General features: G+C 62.0%; 28 protein-coding genes and 2 pseudogenes. 14 read left to right on the plus strand and 16 right to left on the minus strand.

All coding sequences use genetic code 11. The features are described from left to right. Position 1 precedes the first annotated feature (1 nt). Positions 2 to 397, minus strand: coding sequence for a succinate dehydrogenase, cytochrome b556 subunit (gene sdhC, locus EFR00_RS09800; RefSeq protein WP_038691763.1), 396 nt, complete (start codon positions 395 to 397; stop codon positions 2 to 4). A gap of 416 nt (positions 398 to 813) precedes the next feature. On the opposite strand from sdhC, the gene EFR00_RS09805 reads away from it, so the two are divergent. Then, complete coding sequence (locus tag EFR00_RS09805) at positions 814 to 1,320, plus strand: hypothetical protein (protein ID WP_077992138.1); 507 nt, start codon at positions 814 to 816, stop codon at positions 1,318 to 1,320. Here EFR00_RS09805 and EFR00_RS09810 read toward each other — a convergent pair. From EFR00_RS09810 to tsaD, 5 genes are read right to left on the minus strand one after another with little or no spacing between them, the layout of a single operon-like run. Further along, positions 1,317 to 1,970, minus strand: a complete 654-nt coding sequence (locus tag EFR00_RS09810) for a class I SAM-dependent methyltransferase (RefSeq protein WP_077992140.1) — start codon at positions 1,968 to 1,970, stop codon at positions 1,317 to 1,319. The two genes, EFR00_RS09805 and EFR00_RS09810, sit on opposite strands and share 4 nt — an antisense overlap. A 5-nt stretch (positions 1,971 to 1,975) precedes the next feature. After that, positions 1,976 to 2,407, minus strand: a complete 432-nt coding sequence (locus EFR00_RS09815) for an EVE domain-containing protein (protein WP_064683804.1) — start codon at positions 2,405 to 2,407, stop codon at positions 1,976 to 1,978. A 2-nt stretch (positions 2,408 to 2,409) separates the two neighbouring features. Next, a complete protein-coding gene (locus EFR00_RS09820; RefSeq protein ID WP_077992145.1) occupies positions 2,410 to 2,703 on the minus strand; it encodes a YciI-like protein in 294 nt (97 codons plus the stop codon). 10 nt (positions 2,704 to 2,713) lie between these two features. After that, on the minus strand, positions 2,714 to 3,697 hold the full coding sequence (locus tag EFR00_RS09825) for an NAD(P)H-dependent glycerol-3-phosphate dehydrogenase (RefSeq protein WP_077992148.1): 984 nt from the start codon (positions 3,695 to 3,697) through the stop codon (positions 2,714 to 2,716). Next, positions 3,694 to 4,791 carry a tRNA (adenosine(37)-N6)-threonylcarbamoyltransferase complex transferase subunit TsaD gene (gene tsaD, locus EFR00_RS09830; RefSeq protein ID WP_077992150.1) on the minus strand — a complete coding sequence of 366 codons (1,098 nt, stop codon included), beginning with the start codon at positions 4,789 to 4,791 and terminating at the stop codon, positions 3,694 to 3,696. Before tsaD ends, EFR00_RS09825 begins: the two co-directional genes overlap by 4 nt. 72 nt (positions 4,792 to 4,863) lie before the next feature. Here tsaD and hemC point away from each other — a divergent pair, with 72 nt between their 5' ends. The 6 genes from hemC to EFR00_RS09860 all read left to right on the plus strand — a co-directional run bounded on the left by hemC (position 4,864) and on the right by EFR00_RS09860 (position 10,690). Further along, positions 4,864 to 5,793, plus strand: a complete 930-nt coding sequence (gene hemC / locus EFR00_RS09835) for a hydroxymethylbilane synthase (RefSeq protein ID WP_077992151.1) — start codon at positions 4,864 to 4,866, stop codon at positions 5,791 to 5,793. 7 nt (positions 5,794 to 5,800) lie between these two features. Continuing rightward, positions 5,801 to 6,508 (plus strand): uroporphyrinogen-III synthase, encoded by a 708-nt coding sequence (locus EFR00_RS09840; protein ID WP_077992152.1) that lies wholly within the window; start codon positions 5,801 to 5,803, stop codon positions 6,506 to 6,508. Positions 6,509 to 6,576: 68 nt separating this feature from the next. Then, on the plus strand, positions 6,577 to 7,845 hold the full coding sequence (locus EFR00_RS09845; RefSeq protein ID WP_183738738.1) for a COG4223 family protein: 1,269 nt from the start codon (positions 6,577 to 6,579) through the stop codon (positions 7,843 to 7,845). A gap of 4 nt (positions 7,846 to 7,849) precedes the next feature. Continuing rightward, the gene (locus EFR00_RS09850) at positions 7,850 to 9,445 is read left to right on the plus strand and encodes a heme biosynthesis protein HemY (protein ID WP_077992158.1); all 1,596 of its coding nucleotides are present in this window, start codon (positions 7,850 to 7,852) and stop codon (positions 9,443 to 9,445) included. 17 nt (positions 9,446 to 9,462) lie between these two features. After that, complete coding sequence (locus tag EFR00_RS09855) at positions 9,463 to 9,948, plus strand: tellurite resistance TerB family protein (protein WP_077992159.1); 486 nt, start codon at positions 9,463 to 9,465, stop codon at positions 9,946 to 9,948. After that, a complete protein-coding gene (locus EFR00_RS09860) occupies positions 9,935 to 10,690 on the plus strand; it encodes a glutamine amidotransferase (protein ID WP_179363779.1) in 756 nt (251 codons plus the stop codon). Before EFR00_RS09855 ends, EFR00_RS09860 begins: the two co-directional genes overlap by 14 nt. Before the next feature lie 81 nt (positions 10,691 to 10,771). Here the strand turns inward: EFR00_RS09860 and EFR00_RS09865 are convergent. Next, positions 10,772 to 12,012 (minus strand): annotated as a pseudogene (locus EFR00_RS09865) (MFS transporter). A 140-nt stretch (positions 12,013 to 12,152) separates the two neighbouring features. On the opposite strand from EFR00_RS09865, the gene EFR00_RS09870 reads away from it, so the two are divergent. Both EFR00_RS09870 and EFR00_RS09875 read left to right on the plus strand, forming a co-directional pair. Beyond that, positions 12,153 to 12,443 (plus strand): YggT family protein, encoded by a 291-nt coding sequence (locus EFR00_RS09870; protein WP_009993319.1) that lies wholly within the window; start codon positions 12,153 to 12,155, stop codon positions 12,441 to 12,443. Continuing rightward, complete coding sequence (locus EFR00_RS09875) at positions 12,440 to 12,751, plus strand: DUF167 domain-containing protein (RefSeq protein WP_009993317.1); 312 nt, start codon at positions 12,440 to 12,442, stop codon at positions 12,749 to 12,751. The genes EFR00_RS09870 and EFR00_RS09875 overlap by 4 nt, the downstream gene beginning before the upstream one ends. Positions 12,752 to 12,755: 4 nt before the next feature. Here EFR00_RS09875 and ppa read toward each other — a convergent pair whose 3' ends face one another. The 4 genes from ppa to EFR00_RS09895 form a co-directional block, all read right to left on the minus strand. Beyond that, positions 12,756 to 13,292, minus strand: coding sequence for an inorganic diphosphatase (gene ppa / locus EFR00_RS09880; protein WP_077992163.1), 537 nt, complete (start codon positions 13,290 to 13,292; stop codon positions 12,756 to 12,758). A 149-nt stretch (positions 13,293 to 13,441) separates the two neighbouring features. Next, positions 13,442 to 13,948, minus strand: coding sequence for a GNAT family N-acetyltransferase (locus EFR00_RS09885; RefSeq protein ID WP_009988773.1), 507 nt, complete (start codon positions 13,946 to 13,948; stop codon positions 13,442 to 13,444). A gap of 198 nt (positions 13,949 to 14,146) precedes the next feature. Continuing rightward, the gene (typA, locus tag EFR00_RS09890; protein ID WP_038691791.1) at positions 14,147 to 15,967 is read right to left on the minus strand and encodes a translational GTPase TypA; all 1,821 of its coding nucleotides are present in this window, start codon (positions 15,965 to 15,967) and stop codon (positions 14,147 to 14,149) included. Between the two features lie 157 nt (positions 15,968 to 16,124). Continuing rightward, positions 16,125 to 18,212: a M3 family metallopeptidase gene (locus tag EFR00_RS09895; RefSeq protein WP_077992166.1), complete on the minus strand. Its 2,088-nt coding sequence runs from the start codon at positions 18,210 to 18,212 to the stop codon at positions 16,125 to 16,127. A 206-nt stretch (positions 18,213 to 18,418) separates the two neighbouring features. Between EFR00_RS09895 and EFR00_RS09900 the strand changes: the two genes are divergently transcribed. Further along, positions 18,419 to 18,850 carry a hypothetical protein gene (locus EFR00_RS09900; RefSeq protein ID WP_077992172.1) on the plus strand — a complete coding sequence of 144 codons (432 nt, stop codon included), beginning with the start codon at positions 18,419 to 18,421 and terminating at the stop codon, positions 18,848 to 18,850. Position 18,851: 1 nt separating this feature from the next. On the opposite strand, the gene EFR00_RS09905 is transcribed toward EFR00_RS09900, so the two are convergent. From EFR00_RS09905 to EFR00_RS09915, 3 genes and pseudogenes are all read right to left on the minus strand, one after another. Then, the gene (locus tag EFR00_RS09905; RefSeq protein WP_039622665.1) at positions 18,852 to 19,493 is read right to left on the minus strand and encodes a LysE family translocator; all 642 of its coding nucleotides are present in this window, start codon (positions 19,491 to 19,493) and stop codon (positions 18,852 to 18,854) included. Positions 19,494 to 19,695: 202 nt separating this feature from the next. Further along, on the minus strand, positions 19,696 to 20,136 hold the full coding sequence (locus EFR00_RS09910; RefSeq protein WP_077992174.1) for a DUF6130 family protein: 441 nt from the start codon (positions 20,134 to 20,136) through the stop codon (positions 19,696 to 19,698). A gap of 93 nt (positions 20,137 to 20,229) precedes the next feature. After that, positions 20,230 to 20,453: pseudogene (locus tag EFR00_RS09915) on the minus strand (OsmC family protein). Positions 20,454 to 20,706: 253 nt separating this feature from the next. Here EFR00_RS09915 and EFR00_RS09920 point away from each other — a divergent pair. Then, positions 20,707 to 20,934: a DUF2798 domain-containing protein gene (locus tag EFR00_RS09920; RefSeq protein ID WP_038691800.1), complete on the plus strand. Its 228-nt coding sequence runs from the start codon at positions 20,707 to 20,709 to the stop codon at positions 20,932 to 20,934. 127 nt (positions 20,935 to 21,061) lie between these two features. Here the strand turns inward: EFR00_RS09920 and EFR00_RS09925 are convergent, their stop codons facing one another. After that, positions 21,062 to 21,976 carry a LysR family transcriptional regulator gene (locus EFR00_RS09925; RefSeq protein WP_077992176.1) on the minus strand — a complete coding sequence of 305 codons (915 nt, stop codon included), beginning with the start codon at positions 21,974 to 21,976 and terminating at the stop codon, positions 21,062 to 21,064. A gap of 280 nt (positions 21,977 to 22,256) precedes the next feature. On the opposite strand from EFR00_RS09925, the gene EFR00_RS09930 reads away from it, so the two are divergent. Then, positions 22,257 to 23,225, plus strand: a complete 969-nt coding sequence (locus EFR00_RS09930) for a DMT family transporter (RefSeq protein ID WP_009992054.1) — start codon at positions 22,257 to 22,259, stop codon at positions 23,223 to 23,225. A 63-nt stretch (positions 23,226 to 23,288) separates the two neighbouring features. On the opposite strand, the gene EFR00_RS09935 is transcribed toward EFR00_RS09930, so the two are convergent. After that, the gene (locus EFR00_RS09935; RefSeq protein WP_010061317.1) at positions 23,289 to 23,957 is read right to left on the minus strand and encodes an NUDIX hydrolase; all 669 of its coding nucleotides are present in this window, start codon (positions 23,955 to 23,957) and stop codon (positions 23,289 to 23,291) included. 165 nt (positions 23,958 to 24,122) lie between these two features. Here EFR00_RS09935 and EFR00_RS09940 point away from each other — a divergent pair, with 165 nt between their 5' ends. Then, positions 24,123 to 25,025 carry a hypothetical protein gene (locus EFR00_RS09940; RefSeq protein WP_077992178.1) on the plus strand — a complete coding sequence of 301 codons (903 nt, stop codon included), beginning with the start codon at positions 24,123 to 24,125 and terminating at the stop codon, positions 25,023 to 25,025. A gap of 56 nt (positions 25,026 to 25,081) precedes the next feature. Continuing rightward, on the plus strand, positions 25,082 to 26,293 hold the full coding sequence (locus tag EFR00_RS09945; protein ID WP_009990293.1) for an adenylosuccinate synthetase: 1,212 nt from the start codon (positions 25,082 to 25,084) through the stop codon (positions 26,291 to 26,293). Positions 26,294 to 26,354 lie beyond the last annotated feature (61 nt).

Raw genomic sequence — 26,354 nt, forward strand, 5'->3', positions numbered from 1 at the left:
TTCAGAAGCGAATGAGGAGGCCGATCACCCAGACCAGTACGGTCAGACAGAGCGACCCGATGACGTTGGCGATGGCGAGCTTGGTCGAGACTTCCTTCTCGAAACCATAGCCGAGGTCCCACATGAGGTGGCGGAAACCGCCGAGCATGTGGTGCAGTAATGCCCAGGTGTAGCCAAGCAGCACGAGCTTGCCGAGAAGGCTGCCGAGCACCCAGTTGGCCCAATCATACGACGCTTGGCCGCTTGCCGCCGCGATCAGCCACCAGGCGACGAGCAGCGTGCCGACATAGAGCGCACCGCCGGTAATGCGGTGAACGATCGACATGACCATGGTGGGAATAGGTTTATAAATTTGCAGATGCGGCGATAGGGGCCGGTTATTTGTCACGTTCGCCATCAGAACCTCGCGGCGGCTTCTCTGCGCTCCCGGATTTCGGAGCATGCTCAGTCAACCACACGAATGACAAAATTCTCTGTGTGCGTTGCATCAATTGCGACGTTTACTCACCGGAAAGCCCGACGACAAGCACAATCGCTGTCTGCTTTTAATTTAATCGATTCGGGTTACGCCTAAGTTTGCGGGTGAGAGCAGTTTCAGAAAAACTGCGACGCGGTTTTCCGCCCGGAATTGCGTAAGAACAAAAGGTTAGAGCCTATCTGCACTTCGGCGAAAGCTGAACCGCGCTCAGAAAACTGGTCTTTTCGGCTCAATATTTATGCCGCTCTCCCCAGGCGCATGGACAAGCAGCGGCTTTTGGCGCAATCTGGCATTAACGATTTGTTAACGATCGGAAATTCCGGAGGCCGGCATCCATGTTTCGCAGTCCGTCTGCAGTCGCCCTGCTTGCACTCGCCGCGCTTGTCGCCTTGCCTGCCGCCGCCGGCGAGCGCCGTCTCGATCATCGCTTCGCCGATCATCGCTTCCTTGGCCACCGCCACGCCTTGCACAATGGATTGTTTCTCGGCCAACGCCTCGGCTGGCGCGATCGCGGCATCAGGTTCGATAGCGCCCACGTTCGCCGGCACGGCAGGGAGCGGATGCCGTTCCTGAAGCAGTTTTCGTACCCGGCGACAAATCGCGTCGCCCGCAGCAGCCTAATCATCATCGCGCCGCAGCCGCCGGGTGGCGACAGCGGCGACACCTATGCCGGCGCCTATGCCTATCAGATCGATGGCGGGACTTATGTCGGCGGCAATGGCTACGGGTATTATCCCTCAGCCCGGCCGGTGCCGCTGGCGCCGAAAGCGAAGGTCATCGACGTCGCCGTCCAGGACGATCCCTGCAGCTACGAGGCCAATGTCTGCGTGATCCGGCCTTAAGATATCGAGCCGAAGCGCCAGACCGTCGTCTTCTTGATTTCGCTGTCCTCCAGCGCCCGCGTCACCGGCACCTGATAGGCCGCACAGAATTCCAGCTGTTCCCGTGGCAGATAGCTTCTCCCGGGATCGCCGACCAGAACCAATATGCCTTCCGCCGTCAGCCTCGTCAGCCAGGGAACGAGCGCATCGGCGAAGGCACGGTCGTAAAAGACGTCGCCGGCAAGCACGATATCGGCGTCGACATCCTGTCCGATCAGATTGGCGCCGGTAAATCCGAGAGAGACGCCGTTGGCCTCGGCGTTCAGCCGGATCGCCGTCTCCGCCCAGGGATCGATATCGGCGACCGTCACCTCACGCGCACCGGCCATGACAGCTGCAATGCCGACGAGGCCGGAGCCGCTGGCAAAATCCAGCACGCGCTTGCCGCGCACCATCTCCGGATGATCGAGGATGTAGCGCGCCAGTCCCTGCCCGCCCGCCCAGGCAAAAGCCCAGAAGGGCGGCGGCAGGCCGATCGCTTCCAGCTCCTCCTCCGTCTTCAGCCAGAGCTCATGCGCCTCGCTGGCGAGATGAAGCGAAATCTCCGGCACATGCGGCGGCGCCATCAGGCTGGTATTGACGCGGATGAAGGCTTCCGGATCGGTTTTCAAAGGTGTCAGCGCGGCGGATTGTCGAGCCCGCCCATGCGGCAGACCTCGGCCCATTCGTCGTCGGTCACCGGCTGCACCGAAAGGCGCATCGAGGTGACGAGCGACATCTTGGCGAGTTTCTCGCTCGCCTTGACGTCCTTCAGCGTCACCGGCTTCGGCATGTCCATGACGGCGCGGATATCGACGCAATCCCACTTTGGATCGCCCTTGGCGGTGGAATCGGGATGCGACAAAGCGCAGACCTCGACGATGCCGACGATCTCCAACCCGTCATTGGAGTGGTAGAAGAAACCCTTGTCACCGATCTGCATCGCCCGCATGTTGTTGCGCGCCAGATAGTTGCGAACGCCGGTCCATTCCGTACCCTTTTCACCGGCAGCCTTCTGCTGCTCCCAGGACCAGGAGGCGGGTTCGGATTTATAGAGCCAGTGCGCCATGCTTACGCCTCCGGCTTGTTGAAGACCCAGTTGAAGGCCTTGACCTCGACGCTTTCGAACAGGCCGGCCTTGGCGTAAGGATCGGCATCGGCAAGCGCACGTGCGGCGTCCTTCGTTTCCGCTTCGACGACGATCAGGCTGCCGCAGGCTTTGCCCTCGTCATCGAGAAATGGGCCGGCAATCTTCAACGTGCCCGCAGCGTTCAGCCCGTTCAGATACTCGAGATGCGTCGGCCGCGTCTCCATGCGGACGTTCAAATGTCCCGGCTTGTCCTTGCAGAGAAGGGCGAAAAGCATGTCTATTCTCCTATTCGGTGGTGATTGGACGCGTCATCAACTGCTCGATGGCGTCAGATATGTCGAGCTTGCCGTCGATGATGGCGGAAACGGCATCGGTGATCGGCATGCTGATCGAAAGTTCCGCCGCAAGGCGCGCGGCGACGGAGGCGGCAAGTGCGCCTTCCACCAGCGCCCCTTGCAAGGGATCGACCTTTTCGCCGCGTCCGAGCGCGATGCCGAAGCGCAGATTTCGCGATTGATGGCTCGTTCCCGTCAGCACCAGATCGCCGAGACCGGAAAGCCCGCGCACCGTGTCCGCCTTCCCGCCCTTGGCAACGACGAAGCGTGACATTTCCGCAAGTCCGCGCGCAATCAGCGCCGCACGCGCCGAATCGCCGATACCGCCGCCCTCGACGATGCCGCAGGCGATCGCCAAAACGTTCTTCAGAGCGCCGCCGAGCTGCACGCCGATCCGATCGTCGGAGGCATAGAGCCGAAAGGTCCGGCCGGAGATCGCCTGCGCCAGCCGCTCCGCGGTCTCCATGTCACCGGCCGCGATCGCCATCGCCGTCGGTAGGCCTTTGGCGATATCGGCGGCGAAGCCGGGGCCGGAAAGCACCGCGACCGGATGGTCGGGCAGTTCGCGTTCCAGCATGTCGGTCAGGAGATTGCCGGTTGCCCGCTCGATGCCCTTGGCGCAGCTGACAACGACGGCATCGTCAGAGAGGTAGGGACCATATTGCCGCGCGGCGTCGGCCTGGGCTTGCGAGGGCATGGCAAAGTGCACGATGGAGGCGCCGGCGATCGCATCCGCCTCGGCCGAAAACTCCAGCGACTCGGGCAGCGGGATGCCGGGCAACACCGCATCATGCAGCCGTTCGGCCTTCAGATCGGCGATCAGCGACGGATCGCGCCCGACGAGCGTCACCGCGCTCCGCCCGGTAAGAGCGATAACGGCGGCGAGCGCCGTGCCGAAAGCCCCTGATCCGACAACGGCGATCTTTTCGCTCATGCCTTGGCCCCTCTTTTTCCGAAACCGATGAGTGTCTCCGCCTTGGAGTCGAGCGGCCAGCGCGAGCGCGGCTGCACGTCGAGCGGATCGGGCGCAATACCTATGGCCATCCGCTCCAGGCCTGCCCAGGCGATCATCACGGCATTGTCGGTGCAGAGACTGAGCGGCGGCGCGATGAAGCGGAAGCCGTTCTTGTCGCACAGCGCCTGTAGCGTGCCGCGCAGTTCGAGATTGGCGGCGACGCCGCCGGCGACGACGAGCGCCGGCTTCTCGCCGATGACGGGAAATTCCGTCTTGAACCGCTGCAGACCGCGGCCGATGCGGTCCTTCAGCGTGCGTGAAATCGCCCGCTGGAACGAAGCGCAGATATCCGACACGTCCTGATCGCTGAGCGGCGCGATCTCCTGCGCCGTCTGCCGCACCGCCGTCTTCAGGCCGGAGAAGGAGAAATCGAGCCGCGTCTCGCCGACCAGTGGCCGCGGAAAATCGAAGCGACCGGCGTTGCCGTCCCGCGCCATGCGTTCCACCGCCGGGCCGCCGGGATAGGGCAGGCCGAGCAGTTTTGCCGTCTTGTCGAAGGCTTCCCCGAGCGCATCGTCGATCGTCGTGCCCCAGCGCTGATATTGTCCGACGCCGCGCACCAGGATGAGCTGTGTATGGCCGCCGGAGACGAGCAGCACCAGATAGGGAAAGGAAAGCCCGTCGGTCAGCCGCGCCGTCAGCGCATGGCCCTCGAGATGGTTGACCGCATAGAGCGGCTTGCCGGCGGCCTTGGCGATCGCCTTGCCGGTCATCAATCCCACCAGCAGCCCGCCGATTAGCCCGGGGCCTGACGTGGCGGCGATGGCGTCGACATCGGCCAGCGACACTTTGGCGCGCTTCAGCGCCTCCTCGATCAGCTCGTCCAGCGCCTCGACATGGGCGCGCGCGGCGATCTCCGGCACCACACCGCCATAGGCGCTGTGCTCGTCGAGCTGGGAAAGCACGACGTCCGACAGCACATTGGCATGCCCCTCCGCATCGCGCTCGACAACCGCGGCGGCGGTCTCGTCGCAGCTTGTTTCGATGCCGAGGATGCGCAGAAAGGGAACCATGAGGCCTGTTCGTTGATTGCGATGGAACCGAAACCCGTTTACGAGAATTCCGGTAACAACGGAACAGAGCGGATGCAAACAAAACCTTTCCGGATCGGTACGCGGGGCAGCCCGCTGGCGCTCGCCCAGGCGCATGAGGCCCGCGACCGGCTGATGGCGGCGCATCACCTGCCCGAAGAGATGTTCGAGATCGTCGTGCTGTCGACCAAGGGCGATCGCATCACCGACCGGTCGCTTGCCGAGATAGGCGGCAAGGGCCTCTTCACCGAGGAGCTCGAACAGAAGCTTGTCTCGGCCGAGCTGGATTTCGCCGTGCACTCCACCAAGGACATGCCGACGCACCTGCCGGACGGCCTTCATCTCGCCGCCTATCTGCCACGCGAGGATATCCGCGACGCCGTCGTCGGCCGCACCGCGCCCAAGCTGATCGACCTGCCGCATGGCGCCACCGTCGGCTCTTCGTCGCTGCGCCGGCAGGCGCTGATCCGCCGCATGCGGCCCGACATCAACGTCATAACCTTCCGCGGTTCGGTCGAAACCCGGCTGCGCAAGCTCGAAGAAGGTCAGGTTGATGCGACTTTGCTGGCGCTCGCCGGCCTCAAACGCCTCGGCAAGGTCGAAGTGCTGACCGATATCCTCGATCCCGACACTTTCCCGCCGGCGCCGGCGCAGGGGGCGATCTGCATCGAAAGCCGGATCGGCGACACGAGGATCGACGATCTGCTGGCGGCGGTCAACGATGCCGCGACCTTCGACACCGTTTCCTGCGAACGCGCTTTCCTCGCCGCTCTCGACGGTTCCTGCCGCACGCCGATCGGCGGTTATGCCGTTTGCGAGGGCGACCTCATCCGCTTTTCCGGCCTCATCATCACGCCCGACGGCCGCAGCCAGCATGCGGTGACGACCGACGGCCACCGTCGCGATGCGGCCGCGCTCGGCACCCGCGCCGGCCAGGACGTGCGCGCAAGGGCTGGCAGCGCCTTCTTCGACGACTGGCACTGAAGCAGTCATGCGCGTGCTCGTCACCCGCCCCGCACATTCGGCCGAGAAAACCGCTCAACGTCTGCGCGACATGGGCCACGAGCCGCTGCTACTGCCACTGCGTCGGCCACAACATGACAGTTCCGCAGCCGCCAGCGCGCTTGCCGCCACCCGCGGAGCGATCGCGGTGACCAGCGCCGAAGCCATGAGGGTCCTGTCGGCTCTCGGCGAGACACTTGGTCCGCACCTAGACCGCCCGATTTTTGCGGTCGGCGAGACGACGGCGCAAGCGGCGCGGCGCCTTGGCTTCCGAACCGTCACCGCATCTTCGGGCAACGGCCGCGATCTCGCCGATCTCGTCGGCGCCCAAAGCGTGGAGGACTTGCTTTACCTCGCCGGCAGGCCGCGCGCAGAAACCTTCGAAGGCAGATTGCGCGAACTCGGCATCCGCTTTTCCGTCGCCGAATGTTATCGCATGCTGCCGGTCGCTCCCGGCCCGGCCGACATCAAGGCGATTTTTTCCGGCCATCGCCTGGATGCCGTTCTGTTCTATTCCCGGCAGACGGCCGAGGATTTCTTTCAGCTGGCAGAGCTGCGATCGGCTTTGTCGGAACAGGGCGGAATCCGCCTTCTCTGCCTCAGCGAGGCGGTAGCGCAGGCGATTCCGGCCTCCCTGAAAGAGACTGTGGCGATTTCCTCGATGCCGGATGAGATAAGCCTTTTGTCGCTGCTTTGAATGCTCCAGCTGCCCAAATTTGATCTAACCTCTTCCCTTAACTAGCATCACTGTCTAGTTTCGTTGCAATGCAGGATAAAGAGGACCTTATGGTATCGGGAACCCCGCCACGCCATTCCAAGAGCGCCGACGAGCCGGTCACGATCGACCTCGATTCTCAGGATTTCGCCTCCGTAGCCGATACCGAAAAGCCGGTGGACACTGATGCCGGCGAGGCCGACAGCACCGCCGCCGATGCCGATCTGCCGCCCGAAACCGAAGCGGCGTCGCAGCCCGAGCTTCAGAGCGAGCCGGAGGCGGAAGCGCCGGAGGAAGCCACGGCGGCCGCCGAACCTTCCTTCACGTCGTCTGCCGAACAGCCCGCGTCAAAAGGCGCCGGCGCCTCCGGTCTCATCGCCGCCGGCATCTTCGGCGGTCTCGTGGCGTTGCTTGGCGCAGGCACCATCCAATATGCCGGATACCTTCCGGGCTCATCGGCGCCGCAGACGGCCTCGCCTGAGATCGCCGATCTCTCCGGCGAGATCGACGGCTTGAAACAGACCGTCGCCAACCTTGCCGCCAATCCCGCAAGCACGGATGACGGCGCGCTTGAGACGCGCATTGCGGCGCTGGAAACGGCTGCGAAGAACGCCGCGGCGGCGCCGTCGGGCGACCCGGCAAATGTCGAGGCGCTCAACCAGAAGATTGCGGAGCTGAGCGGCCAGGTCGAGCAGCTGCGCGCCACACTTACCCAGTCCTCCGAGCAGCAGACGAGCGATGGCGCCGATATCGCCAAGCGCCTCGACGAGGCCGAAAAGAAGCTGAACGAACCGCGCCAGGATGTCGCCGTCGCCCGGGCGATCGCGGCAGCCGCCCTCAAGGCGGCGATCGATCGCGGCGGCCCTTTCCTCGCCGAACTTGATGCTTTCGCCGGCGTCGCTCCCGACGATCCTGCCGTCGCCGACCTGCGCAGCTTTGCCGAGACCGGCATTCCCTCACGCGCCGAGCTCGTGCGTCAGGTTCCCGACATTGCCACCGCGATCGTCGAGGCCGTCAATCAGCCGGATCCGAACCAGAGCTGGTCGGACCGACTGATGGCGAGCGCCAAGTCGCTGGTGACCGTGCGTCCCGTCGGCAATATCGAGGGCGAAAGCGTCGAAGCCATCTCCGCCCGCCTGGAGGACAAAGTGAAGAACGGCGATCTGTCCGGTGCTTCCGCCGAATGGAATGCTCTGCCGGCTCCCGGAAAGCAGGCCTCCGCCGCCTTCAAGCAGTCGCTGGAGGCGCGCATCCGCGTCGAAGAGCTGGTCGGCGGGGCGCTGTCGAAGGCCGTCGCCGGCACGGGCAAGGAGGGGTGAGAGCATGATCAGACTCGTCGTCTTCGCCGTCCTGGTGCTGCTTCTCGCCTATGGCTTCTCCTGGTTTGCCGATCGCCCCGGCGATCTCTCGCTGATCTGGGAGGGTCAGATCTATCAGACGAAGCTGATCGTCGCCGTCAGCGCGATCATCGCTCTGATTGCCGCCGTGATGATCGTCTGGTGGTTCGTTCGCCTGATCTGGACTTCGCCGCATTCCGTCACGCGCTATTTCCGCGCCCGCAAGCGCGACCGCGGCTATCAGGCGCTGTCGACGGGCCTGATCGCCGCCGGCGCCGGCAATGCCACTCTCGCCCGCAAGATGGCGGCGCGCTCGCGCGGTCTCATCCGCGCCGATCAGGAGCCGCTGATCAACCTGCTCGAGGCTCAGGCTGCGCTGATCGAAGGCCGCCACGATGAGGCGCGCGCCAAGTTCGAGGCCATGGCCAACGATCCGGAAACACGCGAGCTTGGCCTTCGCGGCCTCTATCTCGAGGCCCGCCGTCTCGGCGCCAACGAGGCCGCCCGCCAATATGCCGAAAAGGCCGCCGACAACGCGCCTTATCTGCCCTGGGCCGCTCAGGCGACGCTCGAATATCGCAGCCAGGCCGGCAACTGGGACGATGCGATCCGGCTGCTCGAGCAGCAGAAGGCCGCCCGCGTCGTCGAAAAGACGGAAGCCAACCGCCTGCACGCCGTGCTCCTGACGGCGCGCGCCGGCGAGCGGCTGGAAAGCAACCCCGCCGGCGCTCGCGACGACGCGCTGCAGGCGCTGAAGCTCGCCGCCGGCCTTGTTCCGGCCGCCCTCATTGCCGCCAAGGCCTTGTTCCGCGAAAACGGCCTGCGCAAGGCCGCTTCGATCCTCGAACAGGCATGGAAATCGGCGCCGCATCCCGAGATCGGCCAGACCTATGTCAGAGCCCGCAGCGGCGATTCCACGCTCGACCGGCTGAAGCGCGCCGAGCGGCTGGAGGCGTTGCGCCCGAACAATGTCGAATCCCTCCTCGTTGTCGCCCAGGCCGCGCTCGACGCGCAGGAATTCGCCAAGGCTCGGGCCAAGGCGGAAGCGGCGGCGCGCATCGAGCCGCGCGAAGCCGCCTTCCTGCTGCTTGCCGACATCGAGGAGGCCGAGACCGGCGATCAGGGCCGCGTGCGCCACTGGCTGGCCCAGGCGCTGAAGGCTCCGCGCGATCCCGCCTGGGTGGCGGACGGCTTCGTCTCCGACAAATGGCTGCCGGTATCGCCGGTGACGGGCCGCATTGACGCCTTCGAATGGAAGGCGCCATTCGGCCAGATCGAAGGTCGGCTCGAAGACGGTTCGGCGCCCGCCGCGATCGAAACCGCTCTGAAGACCCTGCCGCCTCTGCATGACGTCAGGTCCGAAAGCCCGGTCAACGATCACCGCATCATCGAGCTGGAACGGGCCGCAACGATCGCCGAGGCTGTGCGCCCCGCGCCGGCGCCGGCAAAGCCGAAGCCCACCGGCGATAAAGCGCCGGCACCGAACGAGGCAAAGCCCTTTTTCGGCGGATTGCCTGATGATCCCGGCGTTCGCGATTCCAGGGCGGAACCGGACCCCAAGACACGGCTCCGCCTTTTCTGAAATGGAACGACAACCGCATGTTCGAACGCTTTCAGGCATTTTTTCAGAACCTCACCGCCGACCGTCCGAAAAAAGGCTTTGCTCCCGATGATCCGCGCATCGCAGTGGCAGCACTCTGTATGCAGGTCATGGAGGCCGACGGCCAGATCAAGGCCAGCGAAAAGAAGCGGCTACGCAAGCTCTTGAAGGAGCAGTATTCGCTCGAGGGCAAGCAGCTCGATGCTTTGATGGCCGCCGGCCTCGAAGCCGAAAGCTCGGCCGTCGACTATTATCGCTTCACCGCCGACCTGAAGCGCCATCTCAACACCGAGCAACGGCTGGAACTGATCGGCATCCTCTGGGACATCGTTTATGCCGATGGCGAGCGCAGCGAGATGGAGGACCACGTCATCTGGCGGATCGCCGATCTGCTCGGGGTCTCCTCACGCGAACGCATCCAGAAGCGGCAGGAGGCCGCCGCCAGGGTCACGGATGTCCAGGTTGCACAAGATGATGCCGACTGAGCAAAACCCGAACCGCGACCTGCGCCCGATCCTCATCGTCCTGCATCAGGAGCGGTCCAGCCCCGGCCGTGTGGGCCAATTGCTGGTCGAAAAAGGCTACTGCCTCGATATCCGTCGCCCGGTCCTCGGCGAGGCTCTACCGAAGACTCTCGAAGGCCATGCCGGCGCCGTCATCTTCGGCGGGCCGATGAGCGTCAATGATCCGGATGACTTCATCAAGAAGGAAATCGACTGGCTCGAGGTTCCGCTACGGGAGAAACGTCCCTTTCTGGGTATCTGCCTCGGTGCCCAGATGCTGGTGCGTCATCTCGGCGGCAAGGTGGCATCCAATTCCGATGGCTCGACGGAAATCGGCTGGTATCCGCTGCACCCGACCGAGAAGGGCCGCCTGCTGATGCACTGGCCGAAGATGGTCTATCATTTTCACCGCGAAGGCTTCGAGCTGCCGCACGGCGCCGATCTGCTGGCCGAAGGCGATGCCTACCCGAACCAGGCCTTCCGTTACGAAGGCAATGCCTGGGGTCTACAGTTCCATGCCGAACTTACCCGGGTGATGATGCATCGCTGGGTCGTCCACGGCGCCCATCGCTTCATCCTGCCGAACGCTCAGCAAGGCCGCGAACATCTCGAAGGCCGCATGCTGTTCGACGCGCCGCTGAAAGCCTGGCTGACTGAATTTCTCGATATCGTCTTCGAAGGCAAGACGGCGAAAGCCGCCTCCCCGATCACCCTTTCCGCATAGACCGCCGCGGCCCGGCAACCGCGCTCTAGCCCTGACGAAAACCTGCTCCGGCAGAATGCTTCAATCTAACCAGGAAATGCTCTATGCCGATGCGCTGGGCGCGTCGAGGGAATCGATCCGGCGCAGTTTCGGGAAACTCGAAGCCCAGATCGCCGCGACCGCTAGCGTTCCGATACCGCCGATGACGACTGCCGGCACCGCGCCGAAGATCGATGCCATCGTGCCTGCTCTGAATTCGCCGAGCTCGTTCGACGCGCCGACGAAGACCATGTTGACCGCATTGCCCGGCCACGCAGGTGATCCGGCGTCCAGAGCGCGATCAGGCTCTCACGCACATAGACCGATATCATGTCGGCCGCCCCCATCAGGGCGAGTGCGGCAATTGAGACCTCGGTGCTGGTCGAGACGCCGAAGATGATGGTGCCGATACCGAACAGGGCGACACCGATGAACATGTAGATGCCGGCGCGATGTTTCAGCGGATAGGCCGCGAGGAAGATCGCCATGACGATGGCTCCAAGCCCCGGTGCGGCGCGCAGCAATCCGAGGCCCCAAGGGCCGAGCGTCAGAATATCGCGGGCGAAGATCGGCATCAGCGCCGTGGCGCCGCCGAGCAGCACGGCGAAGAGATCGAGCGAGATCGCGCCGAGCACGACCTTTTCGGCGCGGATGAAACTGAAGCCGCCGAGGATCATCGCCCAGCTCTTGGCCTCACCCACCGTCTTCTGCTCCGGTTTCGGGATCATGAAGAGAAGGCCCGCGCCGAGAATGGAAAAGATCACCGCCACTGTATAGGCGGTCGTCGCGCTGACACCATAGAGCAGGCCACCGATCACCGGCCCGGTGATCGCCGCAAGCTGCCAGGACGATGAATTCCAGGCGATTGCATTTGAAACGGCATGCTCCGGCACGAGATTGGGTGCGAGAGACTGCACCGCCGGCGACATGAAGGCGCGTTCGATGCCGAAGATCAAAAGCACCGCAAAGACCGGCCAGGGCGCGAAAGTGTCGGTCGCCGCCATGATGAGCAGCGCCAGCGCGCAGAGCGCGCTCACCAGCGAGCATAGCGCTGCGATGGCCCGGCGATTGTGCCGGTCGGCCACCGAACCGGTGACGAGGATGAGCAGCAGCGACGGCAAAAACTGCACCAGGCCGATCAGGCCGAGATAGATCGCCTTGCCCGTCTGATCGTACATCTGCCAGCCGACGGCGACGCTGACGATCTGCTGCGAGAAAGAAAGCAGAAAACGGGCAAAGAAGAAGCGGGTGTAAGACGAATGCCGGAACGCGGCAAAACGGTCTTCGGTGGGCGAAAACGACATGAGCCTTGTCCGAGGAAGCGGGCGCCGAAATGGTTGCAAAGGCCGCCCGTTAAACATGATTTGCCCTGCGTTCCCACACGGCACTTGCTCGTTTAGTTGCCAATGTCTACATGTCTGTCAACAACCAATTGGAGACGACGATGTTTGCCTTGTTTCAAACCATTGATTTGGTTTTGAATATTTATACGTGGATCCTGATTGCCAGCGCCGTTTTCTCCTGGCTCTATGCGTTCAACGTCATCAATTCCAGCAACCAGTTCGTCAATTCGGTCGGCATGTTCCTCTATAATGTCACCGAGCCGGTGCTGAAGCCGATCCGTCGTCGGCTGCCGAACCTCGGCGGCATCGACATTTCACCGATCATCCTGCTGGTGATCATCTTCTTTCTGCGCACCTTCCTCTGGACCACCGTTTATCCGCTGGTCTCTTGAGCCCTCCCTGGAGGCTCTTCGCTGATCATCTGCGCCTGACTGTTCGGCTGACGCCGAATGGCGGGCGAGGCGCGTTCGATGGCATTGAGACGGACAGCGAAGGCGAGACTTATCTGAAAGCGCGCGTCACCGCCGTTCCGGAAAAGGGAAAGGCCAATAAGGCGCTGATCGCGCTCGTTTCCCAATCGGTCGGCGTTGCCAAATCCAGCGTCAGCCTCGTTTCCGGCGAAACCGCGCGCAAAAAAATCCTCCGGATCGAGGGTGACCCGGAGGATTTGGCACAAAAGCTCGAAAAACTTTCAGGCTGAACGATCAGCCTTTCGCCTTCTTGGCACGCCCGATGGCCTCGAGGATAAGGGCGCCGGCTTCGCCGGAATCGCCCCAGCCGAATATCTTCACCCACTTGCCGGGCTCCAGATCCTTGTAATGCTCGAAGAAGTGCTCGATCTGCTTCAGCGTGATCTCGGGAAGGTCGGTATAATCCTTCACCTTCTCATAGCGCAGCGTCAGCTTCGGCGACGGCACAGCAATGATCTTTTCGTCCTTGCCCGAGTTGTCTTCCATCTTCAGGACTCCGATCGGGCGCACGTTGATGACGCAACCCGGAACCAGCGGGCGGGTGCTGGCGATCAGCACGTCGATCGGGTCACCGTCTTCCGACAGCGTGTGCGGCACGAAACCGTAATTGCCCGGATAGGTCATTGGCGTATAGAGGAAGCGGTCGACGACCAGCGTGCCGGCGTCCTTGTCCATCTCATACTTGATCGGATGACCGCCGACCGGAACCTCGACAATAACGTTGACGTCTTCAGGGGGATTATTACCGATGGAAACGGCGTCGATGCGCATACGAAACTCCTGCGAGGTTGAATTGCTCGCAGCCAGATAATCAGTTTCATGCGGCAACGCAACATTGGAGATCACCAATGCGTGATGACGTCGGCAGCCAACCACATCAAAATTCTAGTAGGAGATGAGCGGACTGCAGGCTGGGCGGCTCAGTTCCAGATGAAGCCGATTTTCTTCAACTGCTTGTGGTCGAAATTTTCCATGCCTTCGCAGAAATCGATCCCGCCGTGATGGCGGTAAAAGCGGCTGGCGGTCTCGTTTTCCTCGAGGCACCAGACAACCAGCCCGTTGCAGCCGAGCGACTTCAACAGCCGGCGCGCCTCGCCGAACAGCATACGGCCGAGACCGATGCCCTGATATTCAGGGCGAAGATAGATCTCGTAGATCTCGCCTTCCTGCGGCAGGGCGCGGGCGCGGTTGAGCCCGAGCGTCGCATAGCCGGCGACCGTGCCGGCGACATCGAGAACCAGCAATGTCGCAGGTCCGCGCGTTGCCTTGCGCCACCAGTTTTCGCCGCGCCTCTCAATCATCTGCGTCAGGGCGCGATGCGGAATAATCCCCGCATAGGTGTGCTGCCAGGCAAGCCTGTGGGTTTCCGAAATGGCTCGGGCATCGTGCGGTTCGGCCCGCCGGACATCGATCGACAACGTCTTCATAACGTTTACTCTGGTCCTGCCGAGGGCAATTAACCATACGCGATGACGCATTCGGCCCGATTGCCCACAGACTTAACATGTGGACGACAGGCAAAATTTAACGCTTTTTTAACGATTGTCACAAGTCGGAATCGACGCAGCGCACAATAAAAAACCCCGGCTCAGTGGCCGGGGTTATCAAGGCATATTTCCAGGCCCTCAGAGAGCCGCTTTGGACTTTTCGAAACGCTTGCGATCGTTTGCGTCGAGATACATCTTACGCAGACGAATATTCTTTGGCGTCACTTCCATCAGCTCGTCGTCCTGGATCCAGGACAGCGCGCGATCAAGTGTCATGCGGATCGGCGGCGTCAGCTTGACCGCTTCATCCTTGCCGGCGGCGCGGATGTTGGTGAGCTGCTTGCCCTTCAGGACGTTGACCTCAAGGTCGTTGTCGCGCGAGTGGATGCCGATGATCATGCCGGCATAGACCTTTTCGCCCGGCTCGATGATCATTGGGCCGCGATCTTCCAGGTTGAACATCGCATAGGCGACGGCTTCGCCGGCTGCGTTGGCGAGCAGCACGCCATTGACGCGGCCGCCGATCGCACCCTTATAGGGCTGGTAGTCGTGGAACAGGCGGTTCATGATCGCCGTGCCGCGCGTATCCGTCAGCAGCTCCGACTGGTAGCCGATCAGGCCGCGGGTCGGTGCATAGAAACGCAGGCGAAGACGATTGCCGCCCGACGGACGCAGCTCGACCATTTCGGCCTTGCGCTCCGACATCTTCTGCACGACGACACCGGAATGTTCTTCGTCGACGTCGACGACGACTTCTTCGATCGGCTCGAGCAGCTGGCCGCTTTCATCCTTGTGCATGACGACGCGCGGCCGCGACACGGCAAGCTCGAAGCCTTCGCGACGCATGGTTTCGATGAGCACGGCGAGCTGAAGTTCGCCGCGGCCGGAGACGTAGAACGAATCCTTGCCTTCGGCTTCTTCGATCTTCAGGGCAACATTGCCTTCCGCTTCCTTGAAGAGACGGTCGCGGATGACGCGTGAGGTCACCTTGTCGCCTTCGGTGCCGGCCAGCGGGCTGTCGTTGACGATGAAGGACATGGTCACGGTCGGGGGGTCGATCGGCTGCGCCTTCATGGCTTCAGAGACGGCCGGATCGCAGAAGGTGTCGGCAACGGTACCCTTGGAGAGGCCGGCGATCGCGACGATGTCGCCCGCATGGGCTTCATCGATCGCAGTGCGCTCGATGCCGCGGAAGGCGAGGATCTTGGAGATTCGGCCGGTTTCGATCAGCTTGCCGTCCTGGCCGAGAACCTTGACGGCCTGGTTCGGCTTGATCGAGCCCGATGCGATGCGGCCGGTGATGATACGGCCGAGGAAGGGGTTGGCTTCAAGGATCGTGCCGATCATGCGGAACGGGCCTTCCTCGACGGTCGGCTCCGGAACATGCTTGAGCACCAGGTCGAGAAGCGGCGCAAGACCCTCATCCTTCGGACCTTCGGGATTGACGTTCATCCAGCCGTCGCGGCCCGAACCGTAGAGGATCGGGAAGTCGAGCTGTTCGTCGGTCGCGTCGAGATTGGCGAAGAGGTCGAAGACTTCGTTGATGACTTCTTCATGGCGACCGTCCGGACGGTCGATCTTGTTGATCGCGACGATCGGGCGAAGGCCGACCTTCAGCGCCTTGCCGACGACGAACTTCGTCTGCGGCATCGGACCTTCGGAGGCATCGACGAGAACGATCGCTCCGTCCACCATCGAGAGGATGCGCTCGACTTCACCGCCGAAGTCGGCGTGGCCGGGGGTATCGACGATGTTGATACGGACACCCTTCCATTCGACCGAGGTTGCCTTGGCGAGAATGGTGATGCCGCGTTCTTTTTCGAGATCGTTCGAGTCCATCACGCGTTCAGCGACACGCTGATTTTCGCGGAACGAGCCGGACTGCTTGAGAAGCTCATCCACCAGGGTCGTCTTGCCATGGTCAACGTGCGCGATGATCGCGATATTGCGAAGTGCCATATGTGAAATCTCTGAGGCTGCGGCGCACGCTCTTGAGGACGCGCCTATTGGTTTGGGGCGTCCATACAGTTTTTTTTGCGTTTGCGAAAGAGGGGAACGCGCAAAAGCTGCGGCAAGGCCGTCGCCCCGCCGCATCACAGTCTGTCATCAAATTGTCTTAGGCGTCGCTGCCTGTCAATTCCTCGAAGGTCGAAAGTCCCTTTTTGACAAGCATCGCATCCGGGCTCGGCAGCTTGCCGCGGAAGGCCTTGTAGGCGTCCTCCGGATCGACCGAGCCGCCGACGGAATAGATATTTTCCTTCAGCTTGCGCGCCATCTCGCGATTGAAGGCGTCCCCCGTCTCCTCGAAGGCGGCGAAGGCATCGGCGTCGAGCACCTCGGACCACATGTAGGAATAATAGCCTGCCGAATAGCCGCCGGAGAAGATATGCTGGAAGTGCGGTGTCGCGTGGCGCATGACGATTGATTTCGGCATGCCGATCTCGGCCAGCACCTCGGCCTGCACCGCCATTGGGTCTTCGACCACTTCGCGCGTATGGAAGGCCATATCAACAAGCGCCGACGAGGTGAACTCGACGGTGTTGAAGCCGGCGTTGAAGGTGCGGGCGGCCAGCACCTTGTCGAGCAGCTTCTGCGGCATCGGCTCGCCGGTTTCGAAGTGCACGGCATATTCCTTGAGGATGGCGGGCACCGTCAGCCAATGCTCATAGAGCTGCGAGGGCAATTCGACGAAATCGCGGGAGACGCCGGTGCCCGACACCGAGGGGTAGGTGACGTTGGAAAGCATGCCGTGCAGCGCATGGCCGAATTCGTGGAACAATGTGCGGGCGTCGTCGAGCGACAGCAGCGCCGGCTTGCCCTCGGCCGGTTTGGCGAAGTTGCAGACATTGTAGATGATCGGCAACTCGCCATGGCGGCCGTTTTTCAGTTCGAGCTTGTGCTGCGACTGCAGCGAGCTCATCCAGGCGCCTGATCGTTTCGAGCTGCGGGCGAAGTAATCGCCGAGGAAGAGGGCGACCAGCCTGTCGTCACGGTCCCTGATTTCGAAAACCCTGACATCGGGATGATAGGCCGGCACGCCTTTCATCTCGATCGCACGGATGCCGAACAGCCGATTGGCCACATCGAAGCAGGCGTCGATGATCTTTTCGAGCTGCAGGTAGGGCTTGAGCTCGGCCTCGGAGAAATCGAACTTCCGCGTCCGGATCTTTTCGGCATAGTGGCGCCAGTCCCAGGGCATCACCTCATGGTTCCGGCCCTCCTCGGCGATCAGCGTCGCAATGTCGATCTCCTCCTCGCCGGCGCGTTTCACCGCCCGCGCCCAGACCGCTTTCAGCAGGCCGTTCACCGCATCCGCCGTCTTCGCCATCGTATTGTCGAGCTTCAGCTCGGCGAAATTGCCGTAGCCGAGCAGGCTCGCCACCTGCTGGCGCAGCGCCAGCGTTTCCTTGATGACGCTGCGGTTGTCCGTTTCCCCGCCGTTTGCGCCACGCGCCACCCAGGCCTTGAAGGCCTGCTCGCGCAAATCCCTACGCTCCGAGAAGGTGAGGAACGGCTCGATGACCGAACGTGACAGCGTCACGGCATATTTGCCCTCCTCGCCGCGCTCGCGCGCCGCCGCCGCCATCGCATCGCGCAGGAATTCCGGCAATCCGTCGAGTTCGGCGCCGTCGGAAAGTACCAGCGCCCAAGCGTTCTCGTCGGCGAGCACGTTCTGGCCGAACTGCGTCCCGAGGCCGGCAAGCCTTTCGTCGATCGCGGCAAGCTTCTCCTGCTCGGCCTTCTCAAGCTTGGCGCCCGATTTGACGAAGCCCTTCCAATGGCGTTCCAGCACCCGCTTCTGTTCCAGCGTCAGGCCGAGGCTCTCGCGGTTCTCCCAGAGCGTGTCGATGCGGGCGAACAGCGCGGCATTCATGCCGATCTTCGAATAGTGGCGCGACATCTTCGGCGAAATCTCGCGCTCCAGCGACTGAATGACATCGTTGGTATGCGCCCCAGCCTTGCTCCAGAACAGCGCCGAGACGCGCGACAGCGCATCGCCGGCAATCTCCAGCGCCGTGACCGTATTGTCGAAGGTCGGGGCATCGCTGTTTCCGGCGATCTCGTCGATTTCCCTTTCGTGCACGGCCAGCGCCGCGTCGAAGGCGGCAGCAAAATCGCCATCGTCGATGGCGTTGAAACGCGGCAGGCCGTGGAGACCGTCCCAATTGGTGAGCGCCGGATTGAAATCATGGGGAGAAGGCATGGGAGAATTCCTTTTGGTATGCGAATGGATGGTTCAATATAGGAGAGCCGCCATGGAATTGGTATGTTGCGGCGGCCACCTGATGCACGTCAGCCAAATTGGTGGACAAGCTTCGTCGCGCGCAAATTAACCAATTGTTAACGATTGACGCGAATCATGCACAAGCGCTAGTTTTCCGGCGATCTTCCTGCCAGGGGACATGCGACATGGAAATTTTTTCCCTGCGGTCTTCTCAGAGTTTGCTATTTAAAAACAACCCTAATAACGCAAAAAATTCGAAGACTGCCGATATTCACATCGAGATCAAAGCTCCGGCCCCCGTCTCGTTCCAGATCGAAGACAATCCCGACGAGGGGCCTGATTTTACTGCGGTCAGCCCCGGAGAGCTGCGCACTTACGCGCGCCAAAGCTTCGACAGCGGTCTGATCGATCAGAACACCTATGCCGCGATCTCCGAGCCATTGCCGATGCACGCGATCGATCCGCTCGGCAACATCCTCGACCTCTCCAGTGTCACCGACGGCACCAGCTTCAATTTCCTCGATTATTACAAAAACCAGCTGCAGGTCGCCATGTCGATCGGCGATCCCAACGAAGTTCAGACGCTGAAATCGATCGTCAATTTCCTGGATGGCTGAATCAGGCCTTGCGCCAGCCGATGAGGCCGGGCGTCGCGTGCCATAGCGCCTGGGCGGCAAAGCCCATGAAGAGGACGCCGGAGCAGCGCACGATCAGCCGTTCGTGGGCGCGATAGAAGCGCCGCACCACGCCGGCGCCGATAATGCCGATCAGGATGATGTCGGCCGTCACGAAACCGACGAAGGACACGCCGAGAAGCACCGGCAACGCCTCGAAATGGAGCGCGCCGGCGGAGCCGGCGACCAGCGCGGTGAATGTGGCGAGCGCCACCGGATAACCCTTCGGATTGGTGACGCCGAAGATCAGGCCGCGGCGAAACGGCCGCTCGACCATGACAAGCGGCTGCCCCTCCGCTTTCGGCCTGGCATTGACCGCGCTCCAGCCGATCCAGGCAAGATAGAAACCGCAGGCGAGGCCGAGCAGATCGAAGACGAAAGTCCCGATCGTCTTCGCGCCGACGATCGCGATCAGCGCCAGCGACGACCAGATCAGATCCCCAACCAGGTGCCCCATCATGAAGAAGGCCCCGGCCTTACGCCCCTGCCCGGCGCCGATGCCGAGCAGCTGCAGGAAGGCGGGTCCGGGGATGAGCACGTAGAAAAGCGCCGCCAGGAAGGCGCCGAACAGCAGGGACTGCGTCATGGAATGCTCCGAGGGTGCTTGAGGCAGAGTAAGTCATCCCCGGCATCCGTCAAGGGCATGGCAACGGCTTCCGGCTCAAGTAGCCACCACCGAATTGGCCTCTAAAGCGCAAAGGTACCCAGCGGTTTTGCGATAACGACATGCGAGAAAATAAAGACCTAGCTAAAGCGCGGGTAGCGAAACTGAAAGATCGCGACGTGCTTTAGTGTTGCGTGCTGTCGATTGCCGGTACGGAAAACTTCACGACCTTTCCGCCCAGCACTTCATGTTCCGGTGTGGCCATTTCGATGAGCACCTTGTGCTCACCTGGCGGCAGGGCGGTAACTACTATTGCGCCGGTGCCGCCCGCATCGGCCCACCGCCAAGGCAGGTCGTCAATGCTGACATGAAGGTGACCGGCCCTCGGCGAGACGTCGCTGGCGCTGGCGCCAAAGATTGGCAGGATGCGGAAATTCTCGGTTCGATAGGGAATGATGGCCACCGCGCGGCTGGCGAGCGGTCCCGCAAGCGGCTGATCTACGACGAGTTTGGGTGCGGGCTCGTTCTTGATGGGAAGGAACTGCGTAGCCGTTTGCGCCTGGATGGGTGTGACGGCGGCCAGCAGCAAAGCTGCTGTTGCGAGCGTTCTTGTGATCGTGGTCATGATAATATCCTCTGGTGTTCGCGCCGGTCCTAGCCCACATCTTCTCGGTGCGCCGGCGCGATATCGGGTTGGAAGGCCTTGATCGAAAACCGGTCAGGCGACGTTGAGCTCGACGGCGATGTTGCCGCTGGTGGCCTTGGAATAAGGGCAGAGCTGGTGAGCACGCTCGACCAGGGACTTGGCGAGATCCGGGTCGATGCCCGGCAGCTTCGCATTCAGCCGCGCCTGGACACGTCGAGACGTCCATCGGAACTGCGCGACGCGCCGTCGCGACCGCCGGTGGTGCTGGTTTTGCCTGTGTAGATGACTGTCGACATTCGGATACTCCTTGTGGATTTCAGCCCGCGAGATTGCAGCGGCCGACTTGCGAGCCCAGGATCAATGGGCCTTGGACTGCGATGACAGGGAAGATGAGCTTCGCAAGACCGGTCCGGTAGTGAGCAGAAGCGAGAGTGAGCCTCTCGTTTTCTCTCGCTACCGCCGGCGCCGGAGTTGCGCGATCTTCAGGGCATCAACCGAAATCGCGACCGCTGAAGCGATCCCGCTTTCACATACGTCCGGGAGACCGACATGAACACGCATTTTAAACGCAAGATCGTCTTCGCTCTGTCGATGGGTGTCGTAACGACAGGCCTGATCTCTTTCACGCTGCTCGCGCTCAATCTGGGCTTCTCGAAGGGGTTCGTCCTGACGTGGCTCCGCTCTTGGAGCATTGCCTATCTTATCGTCATTCCCACCATCCTGCTGATCGGTCCTCGCCTTCAGGCTCAGGTCGATCGCGTCATCCGTGACGTCTAGAACTAAAGAGTTAGAGCATGATGTCGTCCGAAAACCGCTCACACTGTTCAGCATCATGCTCTAAGAGCAACCATCAATATGACAATGGCCACGCTTCGCCGCGGCCGTAGTCAAAGAAGTGGACGCTTCATTTCGGTGACGGCGCATCGCCATAGCTGCCGCAGGCCGCGCGAAGCCGGGGGAGCGCCCAATCGATGAAGGCGCGCACCTTGAGTGCAAGCAAGCCCTGACGCGAATAGACGATGTGGATCGGCTTGGGCTCGCCGTCATAGTCCTTCAAGATCTGCACGAGCGCGCCCGAGGACACCTCCTCCGGAACTTGGTAGTCGAACAGGCGGGCGATCCCGACCCCATTCAGCGCGGCGTCAACGCAATTGGCCGCCGTGTTCACCTCGATCCTGCTCCGTGGCAACACCTCCACGGACTTTCCGCCGATCTCGAAACTCCAAAAGAACGACCGCTTGTGGAACATGATGCCATCGTGATCAGCAAGCTCGGTGGGATGTTGGGGAATGCCATGCCGTTCCAGATAGGCCGGGCTGGCGCAGGTCAGCAGACGGAACTCGCCGGCCTTCACGGCGTAAAGCGAACTGTCGACCAACTCACCAAGTCGAATCGCGACATCGACCTGCTCATTGACCAGATGAACGGAGCGGTCGAGCGAAAGAACATTCAGCGTCACCTCTGGATGCTTGTTCATGAAGTCGAGTGCGATCGGCAGAACATAGCGGTGGCCGAACTCGATCGGCATCGTGATGGTCAGCAGTCCCCGCGGCATCTGATATTCGCCCGACGCCCTGCGTTCGACCTCCTCCAGATCGGCGATAATCTTGCGCGCCGCCTCGACATAATCGCGACCGGCATCCGTGAGCTGCAGGTTGCGGCTCGTTCGGATGATGAGGTTGGTGCCGAGGTATCGCTCCAGATCGGCGACCTTACGGCTGACGCTCGGCAACGGTGCGTTCAGCTTACGGCTACCTGCCGACAAGCTCCCGGCATCAACCACCGCAAGCAGAACCCGCATTGCATCAAGCCGATCCATAATGCCCCGACGGTTAGAAGCCTCGATGTTCAGGATAGGAGAAATCGGTTCTGCTGGATAGGCGGTTCGGCCATTCGCCTCGGGCCCCGACGACGCAGATAGTCTGCCGATTCCAAGCGCATCGAGAGGGTGGCTCTCACTTTCACTGGGTACCAGCCCATGCCTGTGGCCGGTAAATTTTCACCCATTCGATCAAGTGTCCCGCCCGATTGCCAATCAAAGCTGCCGGGCCTCACGAAGATCAAAGGTACAGTGACGCAACTTCAAAAGGGTGAACATTGTGGACAGACTCTTCTATGTCGGCGTGTCGGCCGCTCTCTTTGCGGCTTTCGCGTTTTCGCTCAACTTTGTTGTGCCCTTCATCATCGGTGACTATTCCACCTTTGATTTTGCGCTCGTCCGTCATGTCGTCTCGGCTCTCGTCGGGCTTTACATTCTGTTTTCGCAGAAAGGTGCAACGCGCCATCTTATGCTGCGGAACTGTCTGCAGGCCATCTGGCTCGCCTTCGTCGGATATGTCGGTTACTTCCTGACGGTCACGGGAGCGGCCGTCTTTGCCGGCCCCGTCATCGCTCCGGCCTTTCTCGGTCTGGTGCCGATCGTATTGATGGTCATTGGCAATCAGCGTGAGGGATCATTGCCGTGGCGCTCCCTTATGATGCCTTTGGCGCTGGTGCTGGTCGGCCTTGTTCTCGTCAATGGCACGGCATTCACGGCTGAAGGATTGAATTCCGTCAGATCCTTGTGGGTAGGCGTGCCACTGGCGCTCGCTGCCGTGGGACTTTGGGTCTGGTTCGCTCTCGCCAATCAGGCTGCCCTCGCCGCCCGACCGGAAGTGCCCTCCGGTGTGTGGTCGGCCCTGATATTGACCGGCGGTGGCGTCTTGATGCTGGCCTTCTATCCGGTCGGCGCCGCGATGGATCTGTTCCAGCTCCCAGCATTGGGATTCGGCTGGAGCGCCGCCGGCAATTTATATGTTTGGGGTGCATCTTTCGCGCTGCTGGCAACGGTAGGCGGCGTCTGGGCCTGGAACATTGCATCACGAAGCCTGCCCGTTGCCTTGGCTGCGCAATTGATCGTTTCGGAAACAGCCTTCGGTGTCATCGGGGGACTTGTCGTGCATGCTCGTTGGCCAACCCCGATCGAAGTCGCTGGGGTGGTTGTCCTGATCGCCGGCGTTGTTCTGTCAGTGAGGATTTTCTACGACCGCCAATTTGCATCGGGAAAGATATCGCTTGCGCATGAGTGACCTGCTGGGCGTAGGGCGACATTCAGCCCATCGCCCTTCGGCGAGTTGGGCCGACTGATCCGTTCAAATTCTTCGGTCAAACACGGCAACCGGTGTTTTCAGGCGGTAGAGCGTCGTCGGTCGCCGGGCCCGATCGGTCTGTCGCTTTTCGCCCTCGACGACTTCGAGCAGATCCAGATCGTTGATCTTGCGGCGAAAGGCACTTGGGTCCAACCGTTCGCCCATCACCGTTTCATAAATCGCCTGCAGTTCCGACATCGTAAAGACGACGGGAAGCAGCCTCGCCGGAATGGTCGAATAGGCGCCCTTGCCGCGCAGCCGCGCCAACGCGGCATCCACGATTTCATTGTGGTCGAAGGGCAGCTTGCCAGCGGCTTCGACTGGCCGCAACTCCAGCAGACTGGCGCTGCCTTCCAAAGCCCCCCGCGGGACCAGCGCAAAATACGCGATCGACACCGACCAGTCGCGAGGATCTCGTCGCGCCGATGCGAAGGTCCGGAGCTGCTCGAAGAATATGCCCTCGAGCCCCGCCTTGGAATTGAGGATGCGCCGGACCGCCGCCTCGGCGTCGGCGTCCTCGTCTGTGTGCACATAGCCGCCGATCAGCGCCGGAACGCCGGCAAACGGCTCGGCAGGACGCTGAAGCAACGCCACGCATAGCTTTCCCTCGTGCAGCGTCAGCAAGACGATGTCGACCGTCACGATCGGTCGTGCGAATTCAGCCTCTGCCATCTCTATGTTCCTGCCGTCCTCTTAGCCCTCATAGCGGCCAATCGAAAGAATGACAATTTGCAAATAGCAACTTGCAAAATGCAAATTGCAATTCTATATAAGGAGTAACGGGACAGCGGACAAAGAGCCGCGCCCGCCCACCAAGCAACAGCAAAGGAGTATGTCATGGGGATGGGACGTTTCAGCACGGCCGACTGGGCGGCCTATAACGCACGCCATGTGGATGGCCGCAGTCGAGCCGAAGTATTCGGGGCCACCGGCATCAATCCGCGGTTCGATCCGGCGCGCTTTTCCACTCGAGAGAGTCGCGACAGCGCCTACAACCCGCAATCGACTCCGATTATTCTGGCCGCTGATGTGACCGGATCGATGGGCATGATCGCCCACGAGCTGATGCGCGGCGGGCTCATTACCCTGACATCGGAGATTTACGATCGCCGGCCGGTATCCGATCCGCACATTATGGTGGCAGCGGTCGGAGACGCGTTCACCGATGCGGCACCGCTGCAGGCCACCCAGTTCGAGGCGGACATCTCGCTTGCCAGCCAGATCCGCGCCTTGTGGTTGGAGGGCAATGGCGGTGGCAATGACGGCGAAAGCTATAGCGCCGCTCACCTCCTGGCAGCCCTCAAAACCTCGACCGATGCCTTCGAAAGACGCGGCCGCAAGGGTTATCTCTTCACCATCGGTGACGAGCCGGTTCACAACGGCCTGGCCGCCGACAAGATCGCTCGCATCTTCGGCGTCGAACCGCCGCGCGGCCTGAGCGCACAAGAATGTCTTGCGATGGCGCAGAGATCCTATGAAGTCTTCCACATCGTCATCCGTGAAGGCTATGCGGCCACGCGGCTCGGCCGGGTGCTGCAGAGCTGGCAACCCTTGCTGCCCGGCCGCACCTTCGTACTCGATGATCACAGGCGCATTGCCGAATTGGTGGTTTCCATCATCGAAATTACCGAAGGCCGCGAGGCCGCCGATGTGGCCGCCAGCTGGCCGGACGCGGCGGCGGCAGTGGTCGCCAAGGCCATCGGCGAACGCCCAAGCCGGCGCCTGCTGCCATTCTTCTAAGCCAGGTACTCTAACTGCCCCGGCGCGACGCTCCGGGGCCATTGAGGAGCAGAATAATGAGTATCCAAGCACAGGCCGTGATCGGCGCGCTTTATGGCGACGAAGGCAAGGGGCTGATGGTCGACCGCCTTGCCGCAGCCACGCCGGGGGCCGTGGTGGTTCGCAGCAATGGCGGTGCTCAGGCCGGCCACACCGTGGTCGATCCCGCCGGCCGCCGCCATGTCTTCCACCATATCGGCTCGGGCAGCTTTGCCGGGGCCGCCACGCATTTCAGCCGCTTCTTCGTCGCTCACCCGATGCTGTTTCTCGACGAGTTGTCCGCCCTCAATGAGCGGGGTGCGAAGCCTCAGATCAGCAGCGACCCGCGCGCCCTGATCACCACGCCTTTCGACGTCCTGATTAACCAGGCCGTGGAACTGGCGCGGGGCACTGCCCGCCACGGAAGCTGCGGCCTCGGCTTCGGCGAGACGATCGAGCGCAACCTGCAGCCCGAATTCGCCCTTTCGACAAAGGATCTGTTCCGCCCCGATCTGCACGCCCGTCTTGTTTCGATCCGCGACTGCTGGGTGCCTGGACGGCTCGCCGCGCTCGGCATCACCGCCTTACCCGAAGAACTGGCTGCCGTATTGGCTGACGAAATCACCATCGCCGGCTTCGAGGCGGATTGCGCCGCCTATCGCGACCACGTCACCCTCTGGCCCGACCGACGGCTGTGCGAACGCGCATCCGTCATCTTCGAGGCGGCACAAGGCCTATGCCTCGATCAGAACCGTGGCGTATTTCCTCACGTCACGCGTTCGAATACTGGGCTAACAAATATACTCGCGATCGCCGCCGAAGCCGGTGTCACAGAGTTGGGCGCGGTGTATGCGACGCGCTGCTACACCACCCGCCACGGTGCAGGGCCGCTCAAGGGGGAGGTTCCAACGCTCCCCGGCGTCAATGTCGTCGACCCCACCAACGCGCCGAACGAATGGCAAGGTAGCCTGAGGCTCGCCCCGCTCGATCTCTTTACGCTCCGCAAGGCCATCGCAGATGATCTGACGTCGGATCGCGGCGGTATTGCGGTCAAAGCCGGGCTGGCGGTAACCTGTCTCGATCAGACGGAAGACGGCTTTGCCGTCACCGATCAAGATGAAGAAATACGGCTTGATCCCGCCAAGGCCGCCCCTGATATTGCCGACTTCGTCGGCCTGCCGCTCTCGGCCGAGAGCTGGGGACCGCGTCGCCGTGACGTCAGGCTCTATCTCGAAGCAGCCGTCGCCTAGTCAATGCAGCAACAAAGGACCTGCCCGGCCCGGCATTTGCCGGCGGGGTCAATATCCCCGC

Origin of the sequence: Rhizobium sophoriradicis (assembly GCF_003939025.1) — a bacterium.
GTDB classification, from domain to species: domain Bacteria; phylum Pseudomonadota; class Alphaproteobacteria; order Rhizobiales; family Rhizobiaceae; genus Rhizobium; species Rhizobium sophoriradicis.